Annotated in this window: 21 protein-coding genes; 17 read left to right on the top strand and 4 right to left on the bottom strand. The window is 56.9% G+C overall.

The window, feature by feature from the left end:
- Positions 1–15: 15 nt before the first annotated feature.
- The 8 genes from VGH19_05910 (at position 16) to VGH19_05945 (ending at position 11565) form a co-directional block, all read left to right on the top strand.
- Positions 16–933, top strand: coding sequence for an ABC transporter ATP-binding protein (locus tag VGH19_05910; GenBank protein HEY1170887.1), 918 nt, complete (start codon positions 16–18; stop codon positions 931–933).
- The gene (locus tag VGH19_05915) at positions 930–1838 is read left to right on the top strand and encodes an ABC transporter ATP-binding protein (GenBank protein ID HEY1170888.1); all 909 of its coding nucleotides are present in this window, start codon (positions 930–932) and stop codon (positions 1836–1838) included. The genes VGH19_05910 and VGH19_05915 overlap by 4 nt, the downstream gene beginning before the upstream one ends.
- 27 nt (positions 1839–1865) lie before the next feature.
- On the top strand, positions 1866–3335 hold the full coding sequence (locus VGH19_05920; GenBank protein ID HEY1170889.1) for an alginate export family protein: 1470 nt from the start codon (positions 1866–1868) through the stop codon (positions 3333–3335).
- 357 nt (positions 3336–3692) lie between these two features.
- Positions 3693–5360, top strand: coding sequence for a DmsC/YnfH family molybdoenzyme membrane anchor subunit (locus VGH19_05925; protein HEY1170890.1), 1668 nt, complete (start codon positions 3693–3695; stop codon positions 5358–5360).
- A complete protein-coding gene (locus tag VGH19_05930; GenBank protein HEY1170891.1) occupies positions 5357–7663 on the top strand; it encodes a nitrate reductase in 2307 nt (768 codons plus the stop codon). The genes VGH19_05925 and VGH19_05930 overlap by 4 nt, the downstream gene beginning before the upstream one ends.
- Positions 7660–8013, top strand: a complete 354-nt coding sequence (locus tag VGH19_05935) for a cupin domain-containing protein (protein ID HEY1170892.1) — start codon at positions 7660–7662, stop codon at positions 8011–8013. Before VGH19_05930 ends, VGH19_05935 begins: the two co-directional genes overlap by 4 nt.
- The gene (locus tag VGH19_05940; protein ID HEY1170893.1) at positions 8010–9788 is read left to right on the top strand and encodes a sulfite reductase subunit alpha; all 1779 of its coding nucleotides are present in this window, start codon (positions 8010–8012) and stop codon (positions 9786–9788) included. The genes VGH19_05935 and VGH19_05940 overlap by 4 nt, the downstream gene beginning before the upstream one ends.
- A gap of 19 nt (positions 9789–9807) precedes the next feature.
- On the top strand, positions 9808–11565 hold the full coding sequence (locus VGH19_05945; GenBank protein HEY1170894.1) for a NirA family protein: 1758 nt from the start codon (positions 9808–9810) through the stop codon (positions 11563–11565).
- A 77-nt stretch (positions 11566–11642) separates the two neighbouring features.
- Here VGH19_05945 and gdhA read toward each other — a convergent pair whose 3' ends face one another.
- Positions 11643–13007, bottom strand: a complete 1365-nt coding sequence (gene gdhA, locus VGH19_05950; GenBank protein ID HEY1170895.1) for an NADP-specific glutamate dehydrogenase — start codon at positions 13005–13007, stop codon at positions 11643–11645.
- Positions 13008–13137: 130 nt separating this feature from the next.
- Here gdhA and VGH19_05955 point away from each other — a divergent pair, with 130 nt between their 5' ends.
- From VGH19_05955 to VGH19_05965, 3 genes are all read left to right on the top strand, one after another.
- Positions 13138–14556 (top strand): PQQ-binding-like beta-propeller repeat protein, encoded by a 1419-nt coding sequence (locus VGH19_05955; protein ID HEY1170896.1) that lies wholly within the window; start codon positions 13138–13140, stop codon positions 14554–14556.
- Between the two features lie 130 nt (positions 14557–14686).
- Positions 14687–15274, top strand: coding sequence for a hypothetical protein (locus VGH19_05960; GenBank protein HEY1170897.1), 588 nt, complete (start codon positions 14687–14689; stop codon positions 15272–15274).
- A complete protein-coding gene (locus VGH19_05965) occupies positions 15198–15818 on the top strand; it encodes an amidohydrolase family protein (GenBank protein HEY1170898.1) in 621 nt (206 codons plus the stop codon). Before VGH19_05960 ends, VGH19_05965 begins: the two co-directional genes overlap by 77 nt.
- Before the next feature lie 16 nt (positions 15819–15834).
- Here VGH19_05965 and VGH19_05970 read toward each other — a convergent pair whose 3' ends face one another.
- The gene (locus VGH19_05970) at positions 15835–17649 is read right to left on the bottom strand and encodes an ABC transporter ATP-binding protein (protein HEY1170899.1); all 1815 of its coding nucleotides are present in this window, start codon (positions 17647–17649) and stop codon (positions 15835–15837) included.
- Between the two features lie 337 nt (positions 17650–17986).
- Between VGH19_05970 and VGH19_05975 the strand changes: the two genes are divergently transcribed.
- The 5 genes from VGH19_05975 (at position 17987) to VGH19_05995 (ending at position 20518) form a co-directional block, all read left to right on the top strand.
- Entirely contained in the window at positions 17987–18190 is a 204-nt protein-coding gene (locus tag VGH19_05975; protein HEY1170900.1) for a hypothetical protein, read from the top strand.
- Between the two features lie 82 nt (positions 18191–18272).
- Positions 18273–18878 (top strand): hypothetical protein, encoded by a 606-nt coding sequence (locus tag VGH19_05980; GenBank protein ID HEY1170901.1) that lies wholly within the window; start codon positions 18273–18275, stop codon positions 18876–18878.
- A 31-nt stretch (positions 18879–18909) separates the two neighbouring features.
- Complete coding sequence (locus VGH19_05985) at positions 18910–19605, top strand: hypothetical protein (protein ID HEY1170902.1); 696 nt, start codon at positions 18910–18912, stop codon at positions 19603–19605.
- 102 nt (positions 19606–19707) lie between these two features.
- Complete coding sequence (locus tag VGH19_05990; GenBank protein HEY1170903.1) at positions 19708–20040, top strand: biopolymer transporter ExbD; 333 nt, start codon at positions 19708–19710, stop codon at positions 20038–20040.
- A gap of 58 nt (positions 20041–20098) precedes the next feature.
- Positions 20099–20518 carry a hypothetical protein gene (locus tag VGH19_05995; GenBank protein ID HEY1170904.1) on the top strand — a complete coding sequence of 140 codons (420 nt, stop codon included), beginning with the start codon at positions 20099–20101 and terminating at the stop codon, positions 20516–20518.
- On the opposite strand, the gene VGH19_06000 is transcribed toward VGH19_05995, so the two are convergent.
- Both VGH19_06000 and VGH19_06005 read right to left on the bottom strand, forming a co-directional pair.
- Positions 20515–20787 (bottom strand): HPr family phosphocarrier protein, encoded by a 273-nt coding sequence (locus tag VGH19_06000; protein HEY1170905.1) that lies wholly within the window; start codon positions 20785–20787, stop codon positions 20515–20517. The genes VGH19_05995 and VGH19_06000 overlap by 4 nt on opposite strands.
- Positions 20788–20906: 119 nt before the next feature.
- A complete protein-coding gene (locus tag VGH19_06005; protein HEY1170906.1) occupies positions 20907–21791 on the bottom strand; it encodes a UbiA family prenyltransferase in 885 nt (294 codons plus the stop codon).
- Between the two features lie 185 nt (positions 21792–21976).
- Between VGH19_06005 and VGH19_06010 the strand changes: the two genes are divergently transcribed.
- A complete protein-coding gene (locus tag VGH19_06010; GenBank protein ID HEY1170907.1) occupies positions 21977–22804 on the top strand; it encodes a hypothetical protein in 828 nt (275 codons plus the stop codon).
- Positions 22805–22837: the final 33 nt, after the last annotated feature.

The following is a 22837-nucleotide window of genomic DNA, read 5'->3' on the forward strand; positions in this document are numbered from 1 at the left end:
CCAACTCTGATTGCCATGGCATTTCTTGAATTAAAAAACGTCAACAAGGGCTTCGGTGCGGTCGGTCAGCGCAACGAGGTTCTGCGGGACATCAACCTGAGCATCGAGAAGGGTGAGTTCGTGGCCATCGTCGGTTACTCCGGCGCAGGCAAGAGCACGCTGATGAACCTCATCGCCGGTCTCATCCGCCCGGATACTGGCTCGGTTACATTAAACGATCTGGAAGTGAAAGAGCCCGGTCCTGATCGCGGTATCGTGTTCCAGAACTACTCACTGCTCCCGTGGTTGAGTGTTTATGAGAACATCTACCTCGCGGTCGATCAGGTGTTCCCGAACTGGGCTGCTGCCAAGAAGCAGCAACATGTGGAACGTCACATCGCCATGGTGAATCTCACCCCCGCGCGTGACAAGAAACCTAGCGAACTCTCCGGCGGTATGCGCCAGCGCGTGAGTGTGGCCCGCGCTCTCGCGATGGATCCGCAAATCCTGCTGCTCGATGAACCGCTCGGTGCCTTGGATGCTTTGACCCGCGCCACGTTGCAGGACGAGATTTCGCGCATCTGGCAGGAGAACAAAAAGACGGTGGTGCTCATCACGAACGATCCCGATGAAGGTATCTACCTCGCGGACCGCATCATCCCGCTCACCGCCGGGCCGAATGCGACGCTCGGACCTTCCTTCAAAGTGGACATGGCTCGCCCGCGTGATCGTCGCGCGATCAATCACGATCCTGTTTTCAAAAAGATCCGTCGTGAAGTGGTCGAGTTCCTATTGAGCTCCCGCCAGCAGCGCACCGCTGCCATCACCAAGAAATTGGTGCTGCCGGATATCGAGCCAGAGGATCTTTCCGTGCCGCAGCAGATGTTCGGCACGAAACGTCGGCCTCGCCGCCGTAGTGAAGAAAAAGTCGAAAAAGTGGAGGTCGAAGTATGAGCGACTACGTGCAGCTTTCCAATCTGACGAAGATCTATCCCACGCCCAAAGGGCCGGTGGCCGTCGTCAAAGATTTCAACCTGAACATCAAGAAGGGCGAGTTCATCACGCTCATCGGCCATTCCGGTTGCGGCAAGTCCACGGTGCTCTCCATGCTCGCCGGTCTGAACGACATCACCGGTGGCGGCATCATTCTGGCAGGGAAGGAACTTGTGGGCGCCGGGCCAGACCGCGGCGTGGTGTTCCAAGCTCCTTGCCTGCTGCCCTGGCTCACCGCATTCGAGAACGTGAAGCTCGGCGTGGACCAGGTGTTCTACACCGCGGATAACGAAGAGCGCGAACAGATCGTGGAATATTACCTGACGGTCGTCGGCCTTGGCGATTCCATGCACAAGAAGCCCGCCGAGCTTTCGCAAGGCATGCGTCAACGTGTCGGTATCGCCCGCGCTTTCGCGCTCTCGCCCAAGATGCTCTTGCTGGATGAACCGTTCGGCATGTTGGATTCCCTCACGCGTTACGAGTTGCAACAGGTGCTCATCGAGCTTTGGCGCAAGGACAAGAAGACTGCGCTCATGGTCACACATGATGTAGATGAAGCGCTCTTCCTCTCTGATCGCATCGTCTGCATGACGGACGGCCCTGAGGCAGAGGTGGGTGACATCATCGAAGTGAAATTCCCACGCCCGCGAGAGCGTAAAGCAGTGATGGAACATCCGGATTACTATCCGTTGCGCGAACGTCTCATCGAGTTCCTCGAGATTCACGCCCATAAGAACAAGCACAAGCACGCGACTCCGACTCCACCGCCTGTGGCTACATCGGCGCAACCGCCTGCCGAAAAGGCAACCGTCACGTCGTCAGTCAATGCCCCTGTCTCCAAAGAAGCTTTAGTCCACTCCGTCTGAACTAATTCAACCGCTAAAATCGCCCAAATGAAACACACGACCCCACTGCTCACTAGCGCATTCGTTCTAGCTGTCGCCGGTTCCTTGTATGCTGGTGATTACACTGTCACTGGCCCCGTTCGCCCCAGCCAAGGTTTTCTGAATGATTACCTGCGCAAGGACGATCCCTACATGACCGCTTGGGATATCGGCGCCCAAGTCCGTCTGCGTTATGAAGTGAAAGACAATTTCGTCATCGCCGGCGCTCCTGGTTCCTTGGACTTCCGCGCGAACAATGCCGATGTGGATAACTCCTATCTGCTCACCCGCGTGCGTCCGCGTGTCGGTTATACCGGCGAGTGGTTCAGCGCGATGGTGGAAGGCCGCCACAGCAGCAGCACCGGTGATGACCGCAATCCCAATCCCGAATCCGATGGTCCCATGGATTTGCATCAGGCTTTCGTGACTATCGGTAATCACAAAGAGTTTCCCGTCTCCTTGAAGGTTGGTCGCCAGGAATTGTCCTACGGTGATGAGCGTCTCGTTGGTGCTTTTGCGTGGAACAACATCGGCCGTACCTTTGATGCTGCCAAGCTGCGCTGGCAGAATCCGTGGTTCGCTGCAGACATCTTCACCAGCCGATTGGTCGTTCCGGATGACAATAATTTCAACGTTTCCAATGAATACGAGACGTTCTCTGGCATCTACGCCACGACGAAGAAGATCCCGAAACAGAGCACAGACATCTACTTCCTGGCCCGCAATGCGAATGCACAATCTCCTTCGCTGCAGCTCGGCAACTTGGTGCCGACTCCATCCGCGCGTGACATCTACACCATCGGCATCCGTGGTAAATCGAATCCCGGTGAGATCGGCAACTGGGATTACACATATGAGTTGATGGGCCAGTTCGGTCACTTCAATGACACCGCTCTTCCTGCCGCCACAGCCAGCTTGTCACATGAAGCCTACGCCGTGTTCGCCGGTGGTGGTTACACTTGGACGGAGATGTCCATGACCCCTCGTGTAGGCTTGGAATACAACTTCGCCACGGGTGACAGCAATCCGACTGATGGCAAGCATGAGACATTCGAAAACCTGTTCCCCACGAACCACAAGTTCTACGGGTTCATGGATTTCGTCTCTCTGCAAAATATACACAACGTCCGTCTGCAAAGTTCTATCAAGCCCTTGCCGCGATTGACGATTTTGCTGGAAGGCCAGTTCTTCTGGCTCGCGGATACAAGTGATAACTTCTACACGGTCGCAGGTGCCCGCCGTGGCGGTATCGCAGCGACTCCGGGCGGCACGGGCTACGGTATCAATCCTAGCTACAGCAGCTACGTCGGTTCCGAAGTGGACTTCGTAGTGACCTACGCGGTCTCCCCGCACATCACGGTGGAAGCGGCCTACGCCCACTTCTTCCGCGGTGATTACGTGAAGCAGTCCTTGAGCGGTGCGGCCTTTGGCTCCACCGATGCGAACTACTTCTATTTGCAGACGAATTTCAGCTTCTAGGCCTTTCGGTCTGCGGGTTCCTCCGCGCGATTCCGGCGTGCATCCGGAAACGCTCCATCCGCCCGTTTGGCTTGCCTGCTGAACGGGCGGATGTCTTTCCCGCTCAACGGTGTTGAGCTTGGTCAGTGTGGGTAAAAAACGACAGTTGTGAAATGACCATCAAACATTCTCAAACCTGTCTGGTACACGTGGTTAAGACGCTCCAAAAACCGTCGTAACACCCTTAAAACGATGCAAATGAAGGGGATGAGCTGTGTATGAATAAAATTCATACATTTTAACAAAATTATGAACCTGATTATTTGATGGTTAGGCCCCCCGATTGCTGAATTCCCGGCAGGTGCCAATGCACTGCCAATGAAAACCGTGGCTGAAGAACCTGAAATGACGTTGATCGACCAGTTGCTCGCCGAGCAACGGTCGCTCACCGCCGTGGAGCGCTTCGCCAACTGGCATGAGGGCCACAAGTCTCCCGCTCTCGAATCCCGCTATCGCAGCCTTCTTCCCGCTCAAGCACCCAGCAAAGGTCAGCAATACGCCTTCGATGTGGATCTGGATGTCTGCTCCGGCTGCAAGGCATGCGTGACCGCCTGCCACTCCCTGAACGGTTTGGATGACACGGAGACTTGGCGCGGTGTGGGACTGCTCGTTCCGCCGCCCGCCGAAGTGGAGCCGGACGACATCACGATTTTACAGCCCAAGTCTTTCCACAAGCACGTCACCACCGCGTGTCATCACTGCGCCGATCCCGGCTGCCTTAACGGCTGCCCGGTGCTGGCTTATGACAAAGATCCACTCACGGGCATCGTCCGTCACTTGGATGACCAATGCATCGGCTGCCAGTACTGCGTGATGAAGTGCCCTTACGATGTGCCGAAGTATTCGGAACGTCTCGGCATCGTGCGCAAGTGCGACATGTGCGCGAACCGCCTCGCAGTGGGTGAAGCGCCCGCCTGCGTGCAAGCCTGCCCGAACGAAGCCATCCGCATCGCTGTGGTGGATAAGGCAGAGATCGTTTCCGGCTACCGCGCCAAGAATGTCCAATGCCCAAGCACGAATGACGAAGGAATGACCAAATCTTCCAATGGTCAATCCACTCGTGCTTCGTCATTCGTCATTCCCAACTTTTTGCCGAGCACGCCCAGTCCGGCCATCACCGCCCCGACCACGCGCTATCGTTCCGCCAAGCCCGTCACCGAATTGGTCTCTGGCGACAGCCATGAAGTACGTCCGGCCAAGGCACACGTGCCGCTCACGCTGATGCTGGTGCTCACGCAAGCGGGTGTGGGCATGACCTTGCTCGAAGCCATCAGTGGCGTGCCGAACCGCGCGCAAAGCATTTTCGCTCTCGCGGTTTCGTTGGTAGGCATGGTCGCCGCCGCGTTGCATCTCGGTCAGCCGTTGAAAGCGTGGCGCGGTTTTCTTGGCTGGCGCCATTCGTGGTTGAGCCGTGAGCTGATCGTTTTCAACAAGTTCCTCGGCGCTTTGGCACTGCACATCGTGTTGCTAAAGCCGTGGACCGCCTGGCTCACCGCCGGTGTGGGATTGGCCGCTGTCTTCTGCTCCGCGATGATCTATGTGGATACGAAACGGCCCTTCTGGAGCGGTGCGCTGACGTTCCCGAAGTTCGGTTTCACCGCGCTGCTGCTCGGCTGGACCGGCTGCATGATATTCGCGCCATCGGATGCAGACCGCGTGGTGCTGGTCATGATGACGACATTGTTCACTGCCATGAAGCTCGCGGTGGAATGTTCCATCTTCTCGAATCACCAACACGCGCCCGATGCACCGCTGAGCAAGTCCGCCCGCCTGCACCTCACGCGTCCGCTCGGCGAATTGTTCCGTGGCCGTGTAGCACTCGCAGTGGTTGGTGGCTTGCTGCTGCCGCTCCTGATGCTGGCAAGCGGCACTCCGTTGGCTGGCATGGCCGCGCTGATCTTCTGCTTCTGTCTCGCGGGTGAACTGCTGGAGCGCCATCTGTTCTTTGTCGCCGAAGCCGCCCGCAAAATGCCGGGTTCGATATGAGCGAACAATCCAACACCTTGTTCCGCCAATGGCAGGGTCCTCTCACCGAGGAACTCCTGTTGCATCCCGGCGATTTCGGTCTGGGCAAGGTGCCTGCGCGTTTGAAGCCCGATGCCACCACGCGTAGCGTCTGCGGCTTCTGCTCCACGGGTTGCTCGCTCGATATCCATCTGAAGGACGGTGTGGCGGTGAACCTCAGCCCGAGCAGCGGTTATCCCGTGAATCTCGGCATGGCCTGCCCAAAAGGTTGGGAAGCACTTACACCGCTTTACGCTACTGATCGCGCCAAGACGCCACTGATCCGTGATGAACGTGGCGAGCTGCAACCGGCCTCCTGGGATGATGCCATGAAGCTCTTCACCAGCCGCTTCAAAGGCATCATGGCAGAGCATGGGAATGAGAGCGTCGCGTTTCTCAGCACTGGCCAGATCTGCACGGAAGAGATGGCGTTCCTCGGCACGCTCTACAAATTCGGCATGGGCGGCTTGCACTGCGACTCCAACACGCGCCAATGCATGGCCACCTCGCACGTCGCTTACAAGCAGAGCTTCGGTTTCGATGCGCCGCCTTACACTTACGCGGACTTCGAAGAATCAGACGTGCTGTTCTTCATCGGTTCAAATCTCTGCATCGCGCATCCCATCATGTGGCAGCGCGTGCTGTTGAATAAGAAGAAGCCGGAGATCATCGTCATCGATCCGCGTCGCACGGAGACCGCTGCCGCCGCCACGCAGCATCTCGCACTGCAACCGAAGTCCGATCTCACGTTGCTTTACGGACTGGCGAACCTGCTCATCCAAAATCATTGGATCAAGCTCGCCTACATCACGCATCACACCACGGGCTTCCACGACTTCGCCGAATTTGTGCGTCAATTCACGCCGGATAAGGTCGCAGCGGAAACGGGTCTGACCGTTGGTCAGCTCTATCATTGCGCGGAGACGATCGCGAAGGGCAAAGCTGTTTCCTTCTGGTGGACAATGGGTGTGAATCAAAGCCACGAAGCGACTCGCACGGCGCAAGCCATCATCAATCTCGCGCTCATGACGGGCAATATGGGCCGACCCGGCACCGGTGCGAATTCTGTGACGGGCCAATGCAACGCGATGGGCTCACGTCTGTATGCGAATGTCACCGGTTTGCCCGGCGGTCGCGACTTCATGAAGGCAGAGGATCGCGCTGACATCGCCCGCCTCCTTAGCATCCCGGAAGAACGCATCCCACAAAAGAATTCGTGGGCCTACGATCAGATCATCGATGGCATTGAGCAGGGTAAAATCAAGGGCCTATGGGTTATCGCCACTAACACGGCGCATTCCTGGGTGAACCAAAAAGAGTTCCGCGAGATCGCGCGCAAGCTGGATTTCCTAGTAGTGCAGGACATGTATGCGACCACCGAGACGATCGAGAACGCGCATCTGGTGCTGCCTGCTGCCGGTTGGGGCGAGAAAGAAGGCACGTTCATCAATAGCGAACGGCGCATCGGTCTGGTGAAGAAAGTCTCGCTGGCTCCCGGTCAGGCGCTGAGTGATTTCAATATCTTCCGCCTCATCGCACATTACTGGGGCTGCGAGGAATTGTTCAAGGAATGGTCCTCGCCGGAAGCCGCCTTCCAAATCCTGAAACGCTTCTCCGCCGGTCGTCCCTGCGACATCACCGGCGTGCGTGATTATGCGCATCTCGACGAGAGCGGTGGTATCCAATGGCCCTTTGTTCAAGGGGCGAAGTTGGAAGTGCGAGGTGCGAATGAAGCTGCTGGCGCTTCGCCCCTCGCATTTCAGACCTCGCACCTTGCCGAGCGTCGTTTGTTCGAGGATGGAAAATATTTCACGCCGGATGGTCGTGCGAAGTTCCTCTACGAAGCTCCGCGTCCGGTCACTGAGCCAACCAGTGTGGAGTATCCGTTCGTCCTGCTCACGGGACGCGGCACTTCGGCGCAATGGCACACGCAAACGCGCACGGGGAAATCCGCTGTGCTGAAAACGCTGTATCCGGCGAACGCGTATGTGGAGATCAATCCGCAAGACGCCGCCCGCTTGGGCATCAAGCCGAACTCGATGGTGAGCGTCAGTTCACGGCGCGCGCGTATACAATGCACAGCGTTCATCACCACTTCTGTGCAAGCCTGTCAGGCGTTCATCCCGATGCACTACGGGGTGACGAACAAGCTTACGAAGGCGGACTTCGATCCTTATTCGCGCCAGCCGAGCTACAAGCATTGCGCAGTGCGGATCGAGCCAGTCGGCGGTTCTGAATCAGCTGTCACGTCGTCCCCAACCCTCAAACAGGCGGTGGCTGTGTGAGCACTAATCGCATCTTCAATATCAATGACTTCGTCCGCTTCGCTGATAACAAGGCGGTCGTGAAAGAGATCGTGGTGACGGATCACTCACGCATTGCGGTCTGGTGTGTGCGTCCGGGGCAGAAGGTGCCTACGCATACGCATCCCAGCGGGCAGGACACCTGGGTGATGATGCGCGGTGAACTGACGTATCTCATGGGTAACGGCGAACGCACGGTTATCCGCGCGGGTGAACTCGATGTGGCCAGTCACGATGAAATCCACGGTGCTGTGAATGAAGGCACTGAGGACGCTGTATTTATCTCCATTTATTCCGTTCCCGAAATCGGTTGGGCAAAGGCTGAAGCATGAACTTGATCCCTACACTTCCCGAAAACGCTCCTTTCACGCCCGAACAACGCGCGTGGCTCAATGGCTACCTCGCGGGCCTGCTCGCGAGCGGTGCGACAGCGCCGATGGGTGCGCCCACTGAAGCGAAACCGAAACAGCCGTTGCTCATCGGTTTCGGTTCGCAGACCGGTTCGGCGGAAGGTCTCGCCAAGAAGCTTGGCAAAGAGGCCGAGAAGCGCGGCTTCCTACCCAAGGTCGCGGAACTGAACAAAATCTCGCCCGCCGATCTCGCGAAGGAATCGAACTTTGTCATCATCACGAGCACGTGGGGTGATGGCGATGCGCCGGATAACGCGATGAATTTCTGGACGGCCATCAGTGCCGAGACGGCTCCAAAGCTGGAGAATCTTTCCTACGCCGTGCTGGGCTTGGGCGATAAGAATTACAGCGATTTCTGCGGTGCGGGTAAGAAGTTTGACGAGCGTCTCGCTGGTCTCGGCGCCAAGCGCCTTGTCGCTCGCGGTGAGTGCGATGTGGATTATGAAGCCTCTGCGAAAGCCTGGACTGAAACTGTATGGCAGTTGCTGGAAAGCGCGGCTCCGACTGCTCCAGCCGCTGCTCCGGTAGTGGAAGAAAAGAAAGTGAAGGCGCATGAGGATGCTCCCACCAAGTGGTCGCGCAATAATCCGTTCCCGGCGTTGCTCAAGACGAATCGCCGTCTGAACAAAGCTGGGTCGGCGAAAGACACGCGCCATTTCGAGATTGTGCTGGAAGGTTCCGGCCTGAGCTACGAAGTGGGTGATGCACTCGGGGTGATGCCGAAGAATGATCCAGTGCTGGTGGAAGAACTGCTGGCGACCTTGGGCTTCAATGGCGACGAGCAAGTGAAGGATGCGAACGGCAAAGACAGCACGTTGCATGAAGCGTTGGTGAGCACGTATGTTATCACGCAAGCGCCACCCTCATTCATCAAGGCGGCAGCGGAGAAGGGGAATAATACGGAATTACTGGCCTTGCTCGCGGCGGACAAGAAGAAGGAGTTGGATGCGTGGCTCTGGGGCAAGGACATCGTGGATGTGCTGCGCGCCTGTGGGGGTGCAAAGTTCACCGTGTCAGAGTTCACCGGCTTCCTGCGCAAGATGCAGCCGCGCCTTTACTCGATCTCTTCCTCGCCCAAGGCGCATCCGGGCGAAGTACACCTGACCATCGGTGCGGTGCGTTATGAAGGCGGCGGTCGTGCGAAGAAGGGTGTGGCCTCCTGCTGGCTGGCGGATCGCGTGATCCTGAATGACACGCAAGTGCCGGTCTTCATCCAGACGAGCCACGGCTTCCGTTTGCCAGATAACATGAACAAGCCGGTCATCATGGTCGGCCCCGGCACCGGCATCGCCCCGTTCCGTGCATTCCTGGAAGAGCGCAAGGCAACGGGTGCCAAGGGCAAGAACTGGCTCTTCTTCGGTGATCAAGCACGTGCCACGGACTTCCTCTATGACGATGAATTGAGCGCGATGCAGGCGGAAGGTTTGCTCACGCGCCTCGATCTCGCGTTCAGTCGCGATCAAAAAGAAAAGATCTACGTGCAGACGCGCATGTTGGAAAGCGGCGCGGAGCTGTGGAAGTGGCTGGAGGAAGGCGCGCATTTCTACGTGTGTGGTGACGCCAAGCGCATGGCGAAGGACGTGGATGTAGCTCTGCATGAAGTGGCGGAGAAGTTCGGTGGCCTGACGAAAGAAGCGGCGGCGGATTACGTGGCCAAGCTGAAGTCCGACAAGCGGTATCAACGTGACGTGTATTGATTTTCAAACAGGAACACCTATGAGCAACTCCACTGTTCCCATCAAAGAGATCTCGGGGCAAAAGCTCTCGAATGAGCAGACCGCGTATCTCGACGGCTTTTTCTCCGGTCTGAAGAATCGCGGCGTATCCTTCGGCGATGTTATGCCAAATCCGGCGGCGCAACCGTCTGGTCCTGCGAAGCCAAATCTGGAAGACCTCATCCCGGAGGAGCGCATCAAGCACGAGCTGTTCCCGCTGGATGCCTACCCGCTCATGCTCCAGCACGCGGCGGCGAACCAGGCGCCGGACAAGGAGAACACGTTCCGCTTCAAGTGGCACGGCCTGTTCTACCTCACGCCGAACAAGGAAGCATTCATGGCCCGCCTGCGCATTCCCGGCGGCCAATTGAAGACGTTTCAACTGCGCGAGATCGCGAACGTGGCGAAGGAATTGACGACGGGTTACGTGCAGATCACCACGCGGGCGAATCTGCAGATCCGCTTGATCGAGATGAAGAATGCACCGGAAGTGCTGCGCCGTATCCAAGGCGTGGGCCTGCATACGCGTGGTTCCGGTGCGGACAATATCCGCAACCTTACGTGCGATCCGACGAGCGGCATCGATCCGAATGAGATCATTGAGACGCTGCCGCTGACGCATGAGATGGGGCAGGTGATCTTGAACACGCGCGAGTTCTACGATCTACCGCGCAAGTTCAACATCGCGTTCAACGGTGGCGGTCTCATCAGCAGCGTGGAAGACACGAACGACATCGGCTGGACGGCGGTGCGGGTGGAGCAGGACAACGGTGAGGTGAAGGCGGGTGTTTATTTCCGCTGCGCTTTAGGTGGTGCGACAGGGCATAAGGCTTTCGCCAAAGACCTCGGCATCTATGCGAAGCCGGAAGAAGTGGTGAAGGCGACTTCGGCGATGCTGCGCGTGTTCATCGCGAATGGTAATCGCGGTGATCGCAAGAAGGCGCGCCTTAAGCATCTGCTGGAGACGTGGACGCTGGAGCAATACCTCGCGGAGACGGAGAAGGTGCTGGGCTACACGCTGCTGCGCGCACCGAAGCTGGAGGCGGCTCCGGTGAAGGCGGCAGGGCCTGCGCATCCGCAGATCGGGGTGTATCCGCAGAAGCAACGGGGGTTGAATTGGGTGGGCGTAGTGATCCCCGTCGGCCAGATCACGCCGAAGCAGATGCTGCGCATCGCAGAGCTCGCGGATGCTTACGGCTCGGGTGAAGTGCGCATGACGGTCTGGCAGAATCTCATCATCCCGAATGTGCCGGATGCTTACGTGGAGACGTTGAAGAAGGCGCTCGTGGGCATGGGCTTCGGCTGGCAGCAATCGAATCTGAAGAGCGGCTTCGTGGCGTGCACGGGGAACAGCTACTGCAAGTTCGCTGGCGCGAATACCAAGGGCCATGCACTGGAACTCATGGAGTATCTGGACAAGCGTGTGAAGCTGGATGTGCCGGTAAATGTGCACCTGACCGGCTGCCCGAACTCCTGCGCGCAGCATTACATGGGTGATATCGGTTTGCTCGGCGCAAAGGTGAAGGTGTCGGGCGAAACAGTGGAAGGGTATCACGTGTTCATCGGCGGCGGCTTCGGCAAGCAACAGACTGTGGGTCGCCAGATCTTCCAAGGCATCTCCTTCGATGACCTCAAGCCGCTGTTGGAGAAAATGCTGAAGGGTTATCTGCGGCGGCGTGAGGAAGGGGAGACGTTCCTGCAATTCAGTTCACGGCATGATCTGAACACGTTGCAGGCGATCTTTACGAATGAGGAGTGATGAGGCGTTATAAGGGTTAAAAAGGTGAATCGTTAAAACGGTTTCACCATTTAACGATTTAACCTTTTTCAACGAACTCACACCGCCCCATACGCCACCATCGCATCCGCTACTTTCACGAAGCCGGCGATGTTCGCGCCTTGGACATAGTTCACGTAGCCTTTGCCGTCATCACCGAACTGGCGGCTACGGTCGTGCACGCCTTTCATGATGTCCTTGAGGCGGGCATCCACTTCATCACGCGTCCACGCGATACGCATGGCGTTCTGGCTTTGTTCGAGACCTGAGACGGCCACACCACCGGCATTTGCGGCTTTGCCTGGGGCGAAGATGATCTTGTTCTCGAGGAAGAGGCGCGTGGCGTCGAGATTGCACGGCATGTTCGCGCCTTCGGCGACAGCTTTGACGCCGTTGCTGATGAGTTTCTTGGCATCGTCGCCGTCCAGCTCGTTCTGGGTGGCGCACGGGAAGGCGAGATCGCACTTGATGCCCCATGGCGTGTCACCGGCGTAGAATTTCGCTTCGGGAAACTTCTCAGTGTATTCGTGGATGCGACCGCGTCGTTCTTCTTTCAGTTCCTTCAGCCATTTGAATTTCTCGGGCGTGATGCCGGTCGGATCATGGATGAAACCTTTTGAATCGGAGGCGGTGACGACATTCGCTCCTTCCTGGATGAGCTTCTGGATGCAGTAGAGCGCGACGTTGCCAGAGCCGGAAACGACTGCAGTTTTGCCCGCGACGCTTTCCCCACGCACGCCGAGCATGTTCTGCATGAAATAGACGGCACCGTAACCGGTGGCTTCCGTGCGGATGAGGCTGCCGCCGAAGGAGAGGCCCTTGCCGGTGAGCGTGCCGGTGAAGCGATTGGCGAGACGTTTGTATTGGCCGAACATGTAGCTGATCTCGCGTCGGCCTACACCGATGTCGCCAGCAGGCACATCCGTGTCCTCGCCGATGTGACGGTGCAGTTCGATCATCAGGGACTGGCAGAAGCGCATGACCTCGTGCTCACTCTTGCCCTTGGGATTGAAATTGGAGCCGCCTTTGCCGCCGCCCATCGGCAGGCCGGTAAGGCTGTTCTTATACACCTGCTCGAAGCCGAGGAATTTCAGCACACTGAGCGTGACGTTCGGATGAAAGCGCAGGCCACCCTTGTATGGTCCGATGGAGTTGTTGAACTGCACGCGCCAGGCGCGGTTCGCGCGGAAGTTCCCCTGATCATCCTCCCACGTGACGCGGAAGATGATGATGCGGTCCGGCTCAGTCATGCGCTCGAGGATCTGGGCGTCCTGATATTTTTTATTCTCGAGGACATGCGGCATGACAGATTCCACGACCTCTTGCACGGCTTGATGGAATTCAGGTTCGCCGGGATTGCGGCGCACCAGACCGCGCATGAACTTGGCCACCTCAGAACGGACTGCCTTGCCGTTAGATTTCATAGAATGCTTGGGGTTGGTGAGACTATAGCTAAGTGATGGCGCTTTCGCCAGTGTGGGGGTGATGAAATTTATTTCTTAATGTTAGAACATTTCTTGCGTGGGGCGGTCCAATAGCGGACAAATCTCTACCATGAAAACCACTGCTTTGCGCTCGCTATTGGCCCTTGGCCTGACTTGTGGCATCAGCTCTCTCTTCGCGGCGACTCCGGCGGAGATCGAACAGAACTGGCATCAATGGCGTGGACCGAAGGCAGACGGGGTCGCGCCGAAGGCGACTCCGCCGACGGAATGGAGCGAGACGAAGAATGTGAAGTGGAAGGTGAAGACGCCGGGCTTCGGCACATCCACACCGATCATCTGGGGGAACAAAATTTTTCTGCTGACGGCGATCAAGACGGAGAACAAAGCGGTGTCTTACGCGATACCGAGCGCGGCACCGACGGCACAAGTCGCGCAACCGAAAGGACCGGGACCGGGCGGACCGCCTCCGGGTGGACCGGGGCAGAAGGGCAAGCGTGGCGGTGGTTTTGGTGGCGGAGAGAAGCCGACGGAGAAGTATCAATTTGTGGTGTTGTGCCTTGATCGTTCCAATGGCAAGACGATCTGGCAGAAGACGGTGAGGGAAGAGGTGCCGCATGAGGGGCATCACAAGGATCACGGGTATGCTTCGGCTTCACCCATCACGGATGGGAAGCACCTGTATGCATCATTCGGTTCGCGTGGCCTCTACTGCCTCGACCTCGATGGGAACGTGAAGTGGGAGGTGGACTTGGGCGATATGCGCACGCGCAATGGTTTCGGCGAGGGAAGTTCACCGGCGGTTTATGGCGATGTGCTGATCCAGACGTGGGATCAAGAGGCAAATTCATTTGTCGTGGCGCTGGACAAGAACACGGGCAAGGAACTCTGGCGCAAGTCGCGTGAAGAGGTGACGTCTTGGGCCACGCCGCTTATCATCGAGGTGAATGGCAAGCCGCAGGCGATCATCAGTGCGACGACGAAGGTGCGCGCGTATGATCTGAAAACGGGCGAGATCGTGTGGGAGAGCGGTGGGCAGACGACGAATGTGATTCCATCACCGGTCACGGGCAATGGCTTGATCTATATCATGAGCGGATTTCGTGGGGCGGCTTTGCATGCGATCAAGATCGGCAAGACGGGAGATTTGACGGGCACGGATGCCATTGCATGGAGCTTTGATCGCGGCACACCGTATGTGCCCTCTCCCCTACTCTACGGCGACAAGCTGTATTTCCACAAAGGCAACGATGCATTCCTCTCCTGCTTCGATGCGATCAAGGGCGCGCAGCATTATGTGGAGCAACGATTGACCGGGCCGGTGGGAGTTTATGCTTCACCACTCGGTGCGGCAGACAAGGTGTATGTGATCGGGCGGAATGGGACATCGCTGGTGTTGAAGAACAGCGGCACGCTGGAAGTGCTGGCGACGAACAAGCTGGATGAACCGATCGATGCTTCACCGGCGGCGGCAGGCAAGGAGCTATTCCTGCGCGGGCATCAGAGTTTGTATTGCATCGCGGGGAATTGAGGGACAGCCATTATACCTTCATAGTCATATTCACACTTTGACTATCATAGAATGCAAACCTGACTTACCTTGAGGGCCGGATAGATAGGGCAGCTGCCCGTCTTTCCAGGAAAGAGCCGCGTGTAGCGCTATGAAACTGCTCTCATCGGTTTGCCTGATCGCCAGCCTCACTGGGGCGACTGCTCAAACATCTTCACCTACGGTCGTCACCAATGACCTGTTTCTCCGTGACTATCGCCCGCAATCCAAGCTGCGCCTTATCGAACATCCCGTTGAACGCGCCAAGTTCCCTGTGATCGACATCCATAGTCATCTGAACGATGCAGGCATGATCATGCGTCCGCATCCAAAGCCAGAGGATGTCGTGAATTGGATGGACCGTCGGAATATCAAGCAGATCGTCATTCTCAGCGGCGCTTGGGGAGACAAGCTCCAACGCGTGCTTGATGAAATGGTGAAGCCTTACCCTGAACGCTTTATCGTCTTCACTCAGCTTGATTACACCCGCTCTGCTGAGCCCGATTTCGGCAATACCATGGCCGCTCAGATCCGCGATGCTGTAAAACGCGGAGCCCGCGGTCTGAAAGTTACCAAACAGCTTGGCCTCATGGCGCGGGGGGGCGGATGGCAAGCTCATCCGCGTGAACGACCCCAAGCTCGACCCTATCTGGGCAGAGTGCGGCAAGCTGGGCATTCCCGTGGCCATCCACGTGGGTGATCCCGAGGCGTTCTATGATCCCATCGATGGGAAGAATGAACGCTATGATCAGCTCGTGAAGCGACCGGAGTATCGCTTCTCCGGCGGCGATTTCCCGAAACACAGTGAAGTGGTCAAAGACTTGGAGAACGTGTTCTTGAAACATCACGGTACCACGTTCATCTCCTTACACGTCGGTAACTGGCCGGAGAATCTGGATTATGTATCTGAAATGCTGCGTCTCTGCCCGAACGTGGTGGTGGAGTTCGGCGCACGCCAGGCCGAGCTTGGTCGTCAGCCCAATCGCACCCGCAAGTTCTTCACGGAGTTTTCTGACCGAGTCCTCTTCGGTTGCGATGGCAATACGGAGGACATCTATCCTCATTACTTCCGCTGGCTGGAGACGGATGACGACCATTTCGACTACTACAGTTATCCCAACCAAGGCCGCTGGCGGATCTCCGGGTTGAAGCTGCCGGATGACATCTTGGAGAAAATCTACCACCTCAACGCCGAGCGTATGTTCCAGCAGGCCAAGGTTGCTGCGGCGAAGCCTTCCCCGTAGAGGTCAGGGAGACGGGTCACATCGTGACCCGGAACTTCGCCCAGTGATCTGCCAGATAACCTTTGCTGCCGATCAGTTCTTCCGGTCTCCCTTGTTCGAATACCTTGCCATTCACCACTACGATCACCCGGTCCGCATTACGGATCGTGTTCAGGCGATGCGCCACCACCAGTGTCGTGCGTCCTTTGCGCAACTCCTGCAAGCTCGCTGCGATCTGCGTCTCGTTCTCGATATCGAGCGAACTCGTCGGCTCATCCAGTAACAGCACCGGAGCATCCTTCAGATATGCGCGCGCCAGATTTAGCCGCTGTTTTTCACCCACGCTCAAGCGTGCTGCCCCTTCACCTACGATCGTGTCATAGCCCAGCGGCAGGCTCATGATGAACTCATGCGCATGCGCGGTCTTTGCCGCCGCCTCGATCTCTGCGCGGGTGACTTCACGCAAGCCGTAGCCGATGTTCTCCGCCACCGTTGCGGGCAGCAGCAACGGTTCCTGCAGGACGAACGCGATGTTCTTCCGCAGGTCCGCCAGCTTCAGTTCGCGCAGGTCCACGCCATCCAGTTTGATCTTGCCCGCAGTTGGATCGAAAAACCGGGTGACCAGTTGCAACATCGTGCTCTTGCCTGCACCACTAGGACCGATGATCGCCACAAATTCACCTGGCTTCACTTGAAATCTTAACCCTTTAAGGATCGGCCGCCCGCTCACATATTCAAAGCTCACGTTTTCAAATTCCAATCCACCTTCCACCACCAACGGCTTGCAAAGTGATTTCCCATCGATCTGGGCTTCTTCTTCAGTGATCACCGAGCGGGCATTAAATTTTTCCGCTACCGTTTCATTCGCATCCAAAAGATCGAACACCCGTTGGGCGCTGGCGCTGGCCGTGGATACGGTGGCGCCCACATGTGAGAGCTGGTTTAGCGGTTCATAAAGCATCGCCAGATAAGCGAGAAAAACGAGCAGGTCACCGATGGTGATCTCGCCTTCCAACACGCGTTGCCCGCCCAGCCACACGATAAGTGCCGTGCCAATGCCGAACACCAGCGCCACACCCAAACCATACATCAGCTCCCAGATATGCTGTCTTAGCCGTTTGGCACGGGTATCTTGCGTAAGATTTGAGAACCGTTGCGCTTCCGGTTTCTCCGTGGCGTAGCCCTGGATGAGCGGCAGGTTTGCGAGGCTTTGCTGCAAGCGCGCCGCCACCTGGCTTTCCGCCTGTTGCGCCTGTGCTCCCCATTTGTTCATCACCCGGCTGAAGATGCGGATGGAGACGACCAGCAACGGCATGACGAGCAGCGCATAAATTGTCAGCACATCATCCACCTGCCACATGATGATGACCATGAGCAGGAGTGTGATGCTTGCCTCCACGAACGTCATCATGCCCTGTTGGAACAACGTCTGGAAGGCGTAGGTGTCCCACGTGGCACGGTAGAGTGTGTCACCACTCGATTTGTTCTGGTGAAACCGTTGGGAAAGGAGCAGCAACCGTTCGTAAACCGCTTCCCGAACCCGTGCCAGTCCGCACAGGCCTGTGCTGATGATCCAATAATTTTGCAGCGCCTTCAGCCCGCCATGCATGGCATGAAGAGCCAGCACACTGATGCCCAGAAACGAGAGCAGCGCGATCTGGTTGCTGGCCACGGACTGGCCTGCCAGCCAGTCGGGCAGGGGTTTGTCGCCCAAGACGCTGTCGGCGAGCAAAGCGATGGGCCAAGGTTTGAGCAGATTGGCAGCGATCGCGAGGACCAGCAGGGAGAAAGCCAGGATGACCCGGCCAAGGTCAGGCCGGAAATACGCCAGCACTCGCTTCAATCGGTTCATCAGTCGGGTATTTAATAGAGCTGTGAGACAGTTGCCAGCCGGAAAAGCATTGATTGTGAGTTTCAAGCTCTCAGTGCTCAGTTTTCAGAGCGAAACGGAAAACTTAAAACTCTCCATCCTCTTTTTGCGCCTTTAGTTTTCTTGAGGCCTATTTTGAACGTTGGACATTTTCTTTATTTCCTTCACGCGCCCACCCATTGTGCCACAGCACCAGAACCTCCGGCTTTGAAATCTTAAATCCCCAACTCCGTTGAAAGCATGTAGTGCCAGAGGCACGCCATGATGGTGAGCGTGTAGGAAAACTTTGGTGCTTCATTCCTGAAATTTTCGTCACGCAGTGACGGCTGAATACCCTCCCGCAGCTATCACCGCGCTAGACATGACCGGGCGCGGCGTTTCCTCAACGCAACGTGCTGAACGCCTCAAGAAAGACGACGCTGCCGACAATCTGAAATTCAAATTCTGGCTCGGCGCAGGTATCAGCGGCGGTTTCGGCCTCATCTACGTAGCCAAATGCATCATCCGCAACGAAGACCCATGAATGGTGATTCTGGATACCGAGTCGCACATGTTCGTTTCCCCTTGCGAACTGGATCGCAGGACTATAACCGTTTGTTCGCTCTATGTGGCCTTTTGGTAAATCAGATAAATCAAAAAAAGTTCAATTACCCACCCTTGCCGAAGGTCTCGCCGCTCTCGAAAGCCTTGGTATTCGCAAGCGTGCTGATGTCACTATCGATGATTTGCTCCATTCCACAGGCGGCACAGCGGATGAACCTACCGAATATAGCAGTCTGCTCTGCATTCTCGGCGGAGAAGTAGAGCGGGGTGATTTCCAGCCCATATCAGATGATGTGTGGCACTTCGACACCGAATGCATCGTCGATCATGGAGACTACACTCGGATTGCCGAACAGCTCTTCCGCCTGTCAAAAGGCGCACTAGCCATTTCCAATATCAAGGACTACGTCAGCACGGAGGAGTCTGTCGCTTGGTTGGAATTCGACTTCCACGGCAAACGGGTGCATTGGGACTTCACGGTGCAGGATGATTGGGTGGATGCCAGTGTGTTGTCCAACTTCAGCAAGTTGTTCCGGGAAACGCCTTCCACTGCTCATTTTACTTACGGCAACCTCGGCGGCCAAGACTGTCTCATCGGTTTTTCGACGGAAGAACAAAGGCTCGCTCTGTCAAAATTGACGAGCATACAATTCGATTGGTTGACCTGAGGCAGTGGGTTGAAAAGCTTACGAGTAATACATGCTAACTTTTGCCTCCTCCCGCATCAAAATCGTCCACAGCTTCCACGAACTCGTCACCACCCGTTTCTCCGGTGAAGTGAACGCCCTCTGCTGGCAGCGCAACTTGTCCGGTGACTTCGCGGAAGTCGTCCGCGCCCTCGGCGAACATCAAGGCCTCACCACCGACGATGCCTCTTTGCTTCGCTCCCTCACGCTCAGCCCCGCTGGCAAAGCCGCCGTGGATGTCTTGCTTGCCGACCTCGACCTCCTCACCACCCACGGCCTCGCCCCCATTCTCGATTGCTTCCCCGGCTATCCGCGCGATGACGAGAACGAGATCGTCCCCACCCACGTCTATTCCTGGCACGTCGATAGCGCACCCGTGGAAGCCGACACTTACCTCTGCACCTACTACGGCGCCACCAGCGAGGGCCTGCTCAATGAAGAATCCCTCCGTCGCGTGGACATCCCCGAAACCCGCGCTGCCCTCCTCCAAGAATTCGGCGGCACCGACGACGGGTCCTTCCGCGAACACCTCCACGAAAACTGCTACGATCTCCACTACCTCGCCAAGCCCGGTGCCCAGCCCTATCCCTTCGGCCTAGGCAACCTCTGGCGCATCGCCATCCAACACCCCGAAAGCCCTGTATTACCCTGCATCCACCGTGCCCCTGAGATGATTCCCGGCCAAACCCGTCTCCTGCTCATCAGCTAAGTTGGAGTGCCGGCCTCCGGCCCGGCTCGATGCTTGTAGGACAAATGTTTTGAGTGTGCATTTTGCTTCGCCACGCTTCATAGCGTATCATCCCGCCAGTCTATGAAATATCATCTGCGAAACTTGGTCGTCTCTCTGCTCATCGTCCTCACCACTTGGGGTTGTGCCCATGATAAAAATAAAAGTGCTACCAGCCATAAAGCCGTCCAGATGCCCTTGGTGATCAATATCGACGGCGACGGCAGTTTGGCCATCGCGAAACAGCCTTGTCCCGCAGATCAGTTTTCCTCCCGTCTCGCCAAACTTCCAGATTCACGGGTGAGACCCGTCGTGATTGAAGCGGATGAGCGCGCTCCTCATAGCAAAGTGAAAGAAGTGATGGATGCCTGCAAAACCGCCGGATTTCAGCAGGTGAGCTTGAAGTCGGTGAAATGATGCTGATGGAACAATGGGAAAAGCTCTAAGGAAAACGCTGCTCGCGTGTCATATCTATATGAAACACGTCCTCCGCCTGTCCATATTCGCCTTTCTGATGTTCGCCCTCATCGCTCCGTGTTTCGCCATGATGGGCCTCGCCATCGTTTCACCGAAAGAAGCCAAGGAACTCGGCCTTGACCTCCGCATCAAAGACAGCGGCCCAAACGCCGTCTGGGTGGAACTCGAATTCAAACCCGAAGGCCGTTTTAAAGATTTTCAGCACGTCAGCCTGGAAATCACTGACGGGGATAAATTGCTCCTGGGCTACACCGCGCTGAAAGAAACACGCGAAGGTGGCAAAATCACCGTCCGCTCCATGATCAGCCGCGCCTACTTGGATAAAACCACCTTGCGGATCGTGACTGGTTTCCCCATGAACTACACTGGCCACGACCTGCGCCTGAAAGAGTTCATCAAGGCCGAGAAAGCGCCTTAGGTCGATCCGGCCTCATCATCCAGCGAGAAAACCTGTTCCACTGCCCGCACCGCTTCCTGCTCATCATCGCCTGAAACCTCCACCACCAACGCTGACCCCATCACCGCGCATAGACTTATGACGCTGATGATGCTCCCAAGATTGGCCACCTGATCGCCACACCTGACACGGATGGTAGAACGAAACGTCTGCGCCAGCCGAACCAGCCTCGTCGCTACACGCAAGTGCAACCCCTTCTTCCATGGCACAATGACCTGACGTGTTGTCATATCGTGTTTGGACCAAAACGGAAAAGATTGGTTCAAAGAAGAGGAAAGCGACAGTCATTCTACCCGCACGAGATGACGAACATAGGCTCGTAATCGTCCTTCAAAAATCGTAAATCCCCCTATGTTGCCGGAATAAACTTCTGAAACACCAGCGCCAGCCCGAACAGGACCAAGAACACCGCCGTCATCACTGGCGAACCGCCTGCGATCGCCAGCAAATCCACCAGCACAATCCCCGCCAGCAGCCCTGACACCGTGCGTCCGATGTTCCGTTCCTTCGCCCAAAATGTGAATTGCAGACACCACACCACCCAGCCGATCAGTAACGCCGAGAACCACCATGCTGCCAGACGGAAATCGTTTCCGTTGACTATGTAAGCCAGCACCACGGGCGCAGCCATGAACAGCGCGGGCCAAAATCGCAAGATGCCCAGTGAACTCTCCTGTTTCGCGATATAACTGAGTCCGATGATGTAGCACGCAAGCACCACCGCGCACCAGACCGCAAATCCGTTGATGCCGTAATCACCAGCCGCCACCGCTGCGAGAAAAAGAAACAACCGGCAGAACGCCATCAACACCGGCGAGAACACCGTGAACTTGTGCACCAGATCATAAACCAGAATGCAGATGCCCAGGAGCAACCCCAATATCGCCACATTTTTCCCAAGTAATAAAAATAAGACCCCGCCGATCACCAGCCCGCCGAAACCCAACGCGTAAACAGTCCGCACACTGATGGCTCCGGCCGGGATGGGACGTTCCTTGCGATATTGCCGATCATACTCCGCATCGCAGGCATCATTCAGATACATCCCGCCCACGTAGAAGAACGTCGCCCCCAAGCACAACAGCAACAATGTGCGCAAATCATTAACATTGCCCCCGCCCAGCAACCAGCCCGCCGCACAGTTCGACCACACGGTCGGCAGATTGGACACCCGCCCCAAGATCAGGAGCGTGCGTCCCAGCGACGGCGGCGAATAGTTCACAGCGGTTTCCATGCAGAGCGCATTAAGAAATCATGAGCAGGGCAAAAAGCAATCCGCGTGAAAAAGTTTTTGGCTGTTGCCCTCCAGATGGAGTGGGGCGGGGAACCTATGCAGCCCAACTTTTCTTGCCCGCGAAAAACACGTCTGCCAGAAGATTTTCTATTGCGTGGAACAATACTCGGGATAGATTTTCATCCGTGAACCCGCTCCCTCAGATTTTGGCCGTTGCCGACGGCTCAGGAGCATCCGACGCCAGCACGCAATGGCTTCAATGGCTGGCTATCGCACTCATATTTCTTCTCGCCTTTATTTTCATGGTGGGCACCGGCTTTGTGATGTTGTCCAAATATCATGTGCGCAAACGTCAGGAGGAAGAAGCCCGCATGGAACAATTCCTCCGGACCAATGCCGGTACGGCCGTGCCTCTCGGCATGCGTTCCATCTATGGTTTGCCGAAACGGTGGGTCGCCATCCGCAGCACGAACCAGCAAGCCGTTCGGGATGCCTTCGGCCTGCACAAGGCCCGCACCTGCACTTGGGAGGAAGGCCTGGCCGAGGCCAGCCAGCGCAAACTTTTCATCTCGCCGCCCGTAGGCCCGTGGATATTGGTCATGGGCACGTGCCTGCCGGACCCATATGACGATGTAGACCGCTGCTTCCGCTTCCTGCTGGACCTCAGCCACAAGCTCGGTCACGTGCAATACTTCCAGGCGGACCGTGTGCTCTATCATCACACCTGGGCCCGGGCTGAAGATGGCCGCATCCTGCGTGCCTACTCCTGGGCGGGTGAAACACTCTGGAACCAAGGCGCGCTAACCGTGGCTGAAAATGAGCTCGGTCTCCACTGCCTGGACTATGGCGACCCTGCGGGGATGGATACCTTTCCGCCCGCTTCCTTCATCCAGATGAATACCGACAAGGTCGTCACCCTCGCGGCGCACTGGAGCATCGATCCTTTGACGGTGGACCAGCGCGCGTTGCGCCTGGGGCAGGGACTCGCCGGGGAAGTTTCCTCAACCTCCTAGTCGTATCCGGGAGGAACACAATCTGCTTTTGAG

This window comes from Verrucomicrobiia bacterium (assembly GCA_036405135.1).
Lineage (GTDB): Bacteria > Verrucomicrobiota > Verrucomicrobiia > Limisphaerales > JAEYXS01 > JAEYXS01.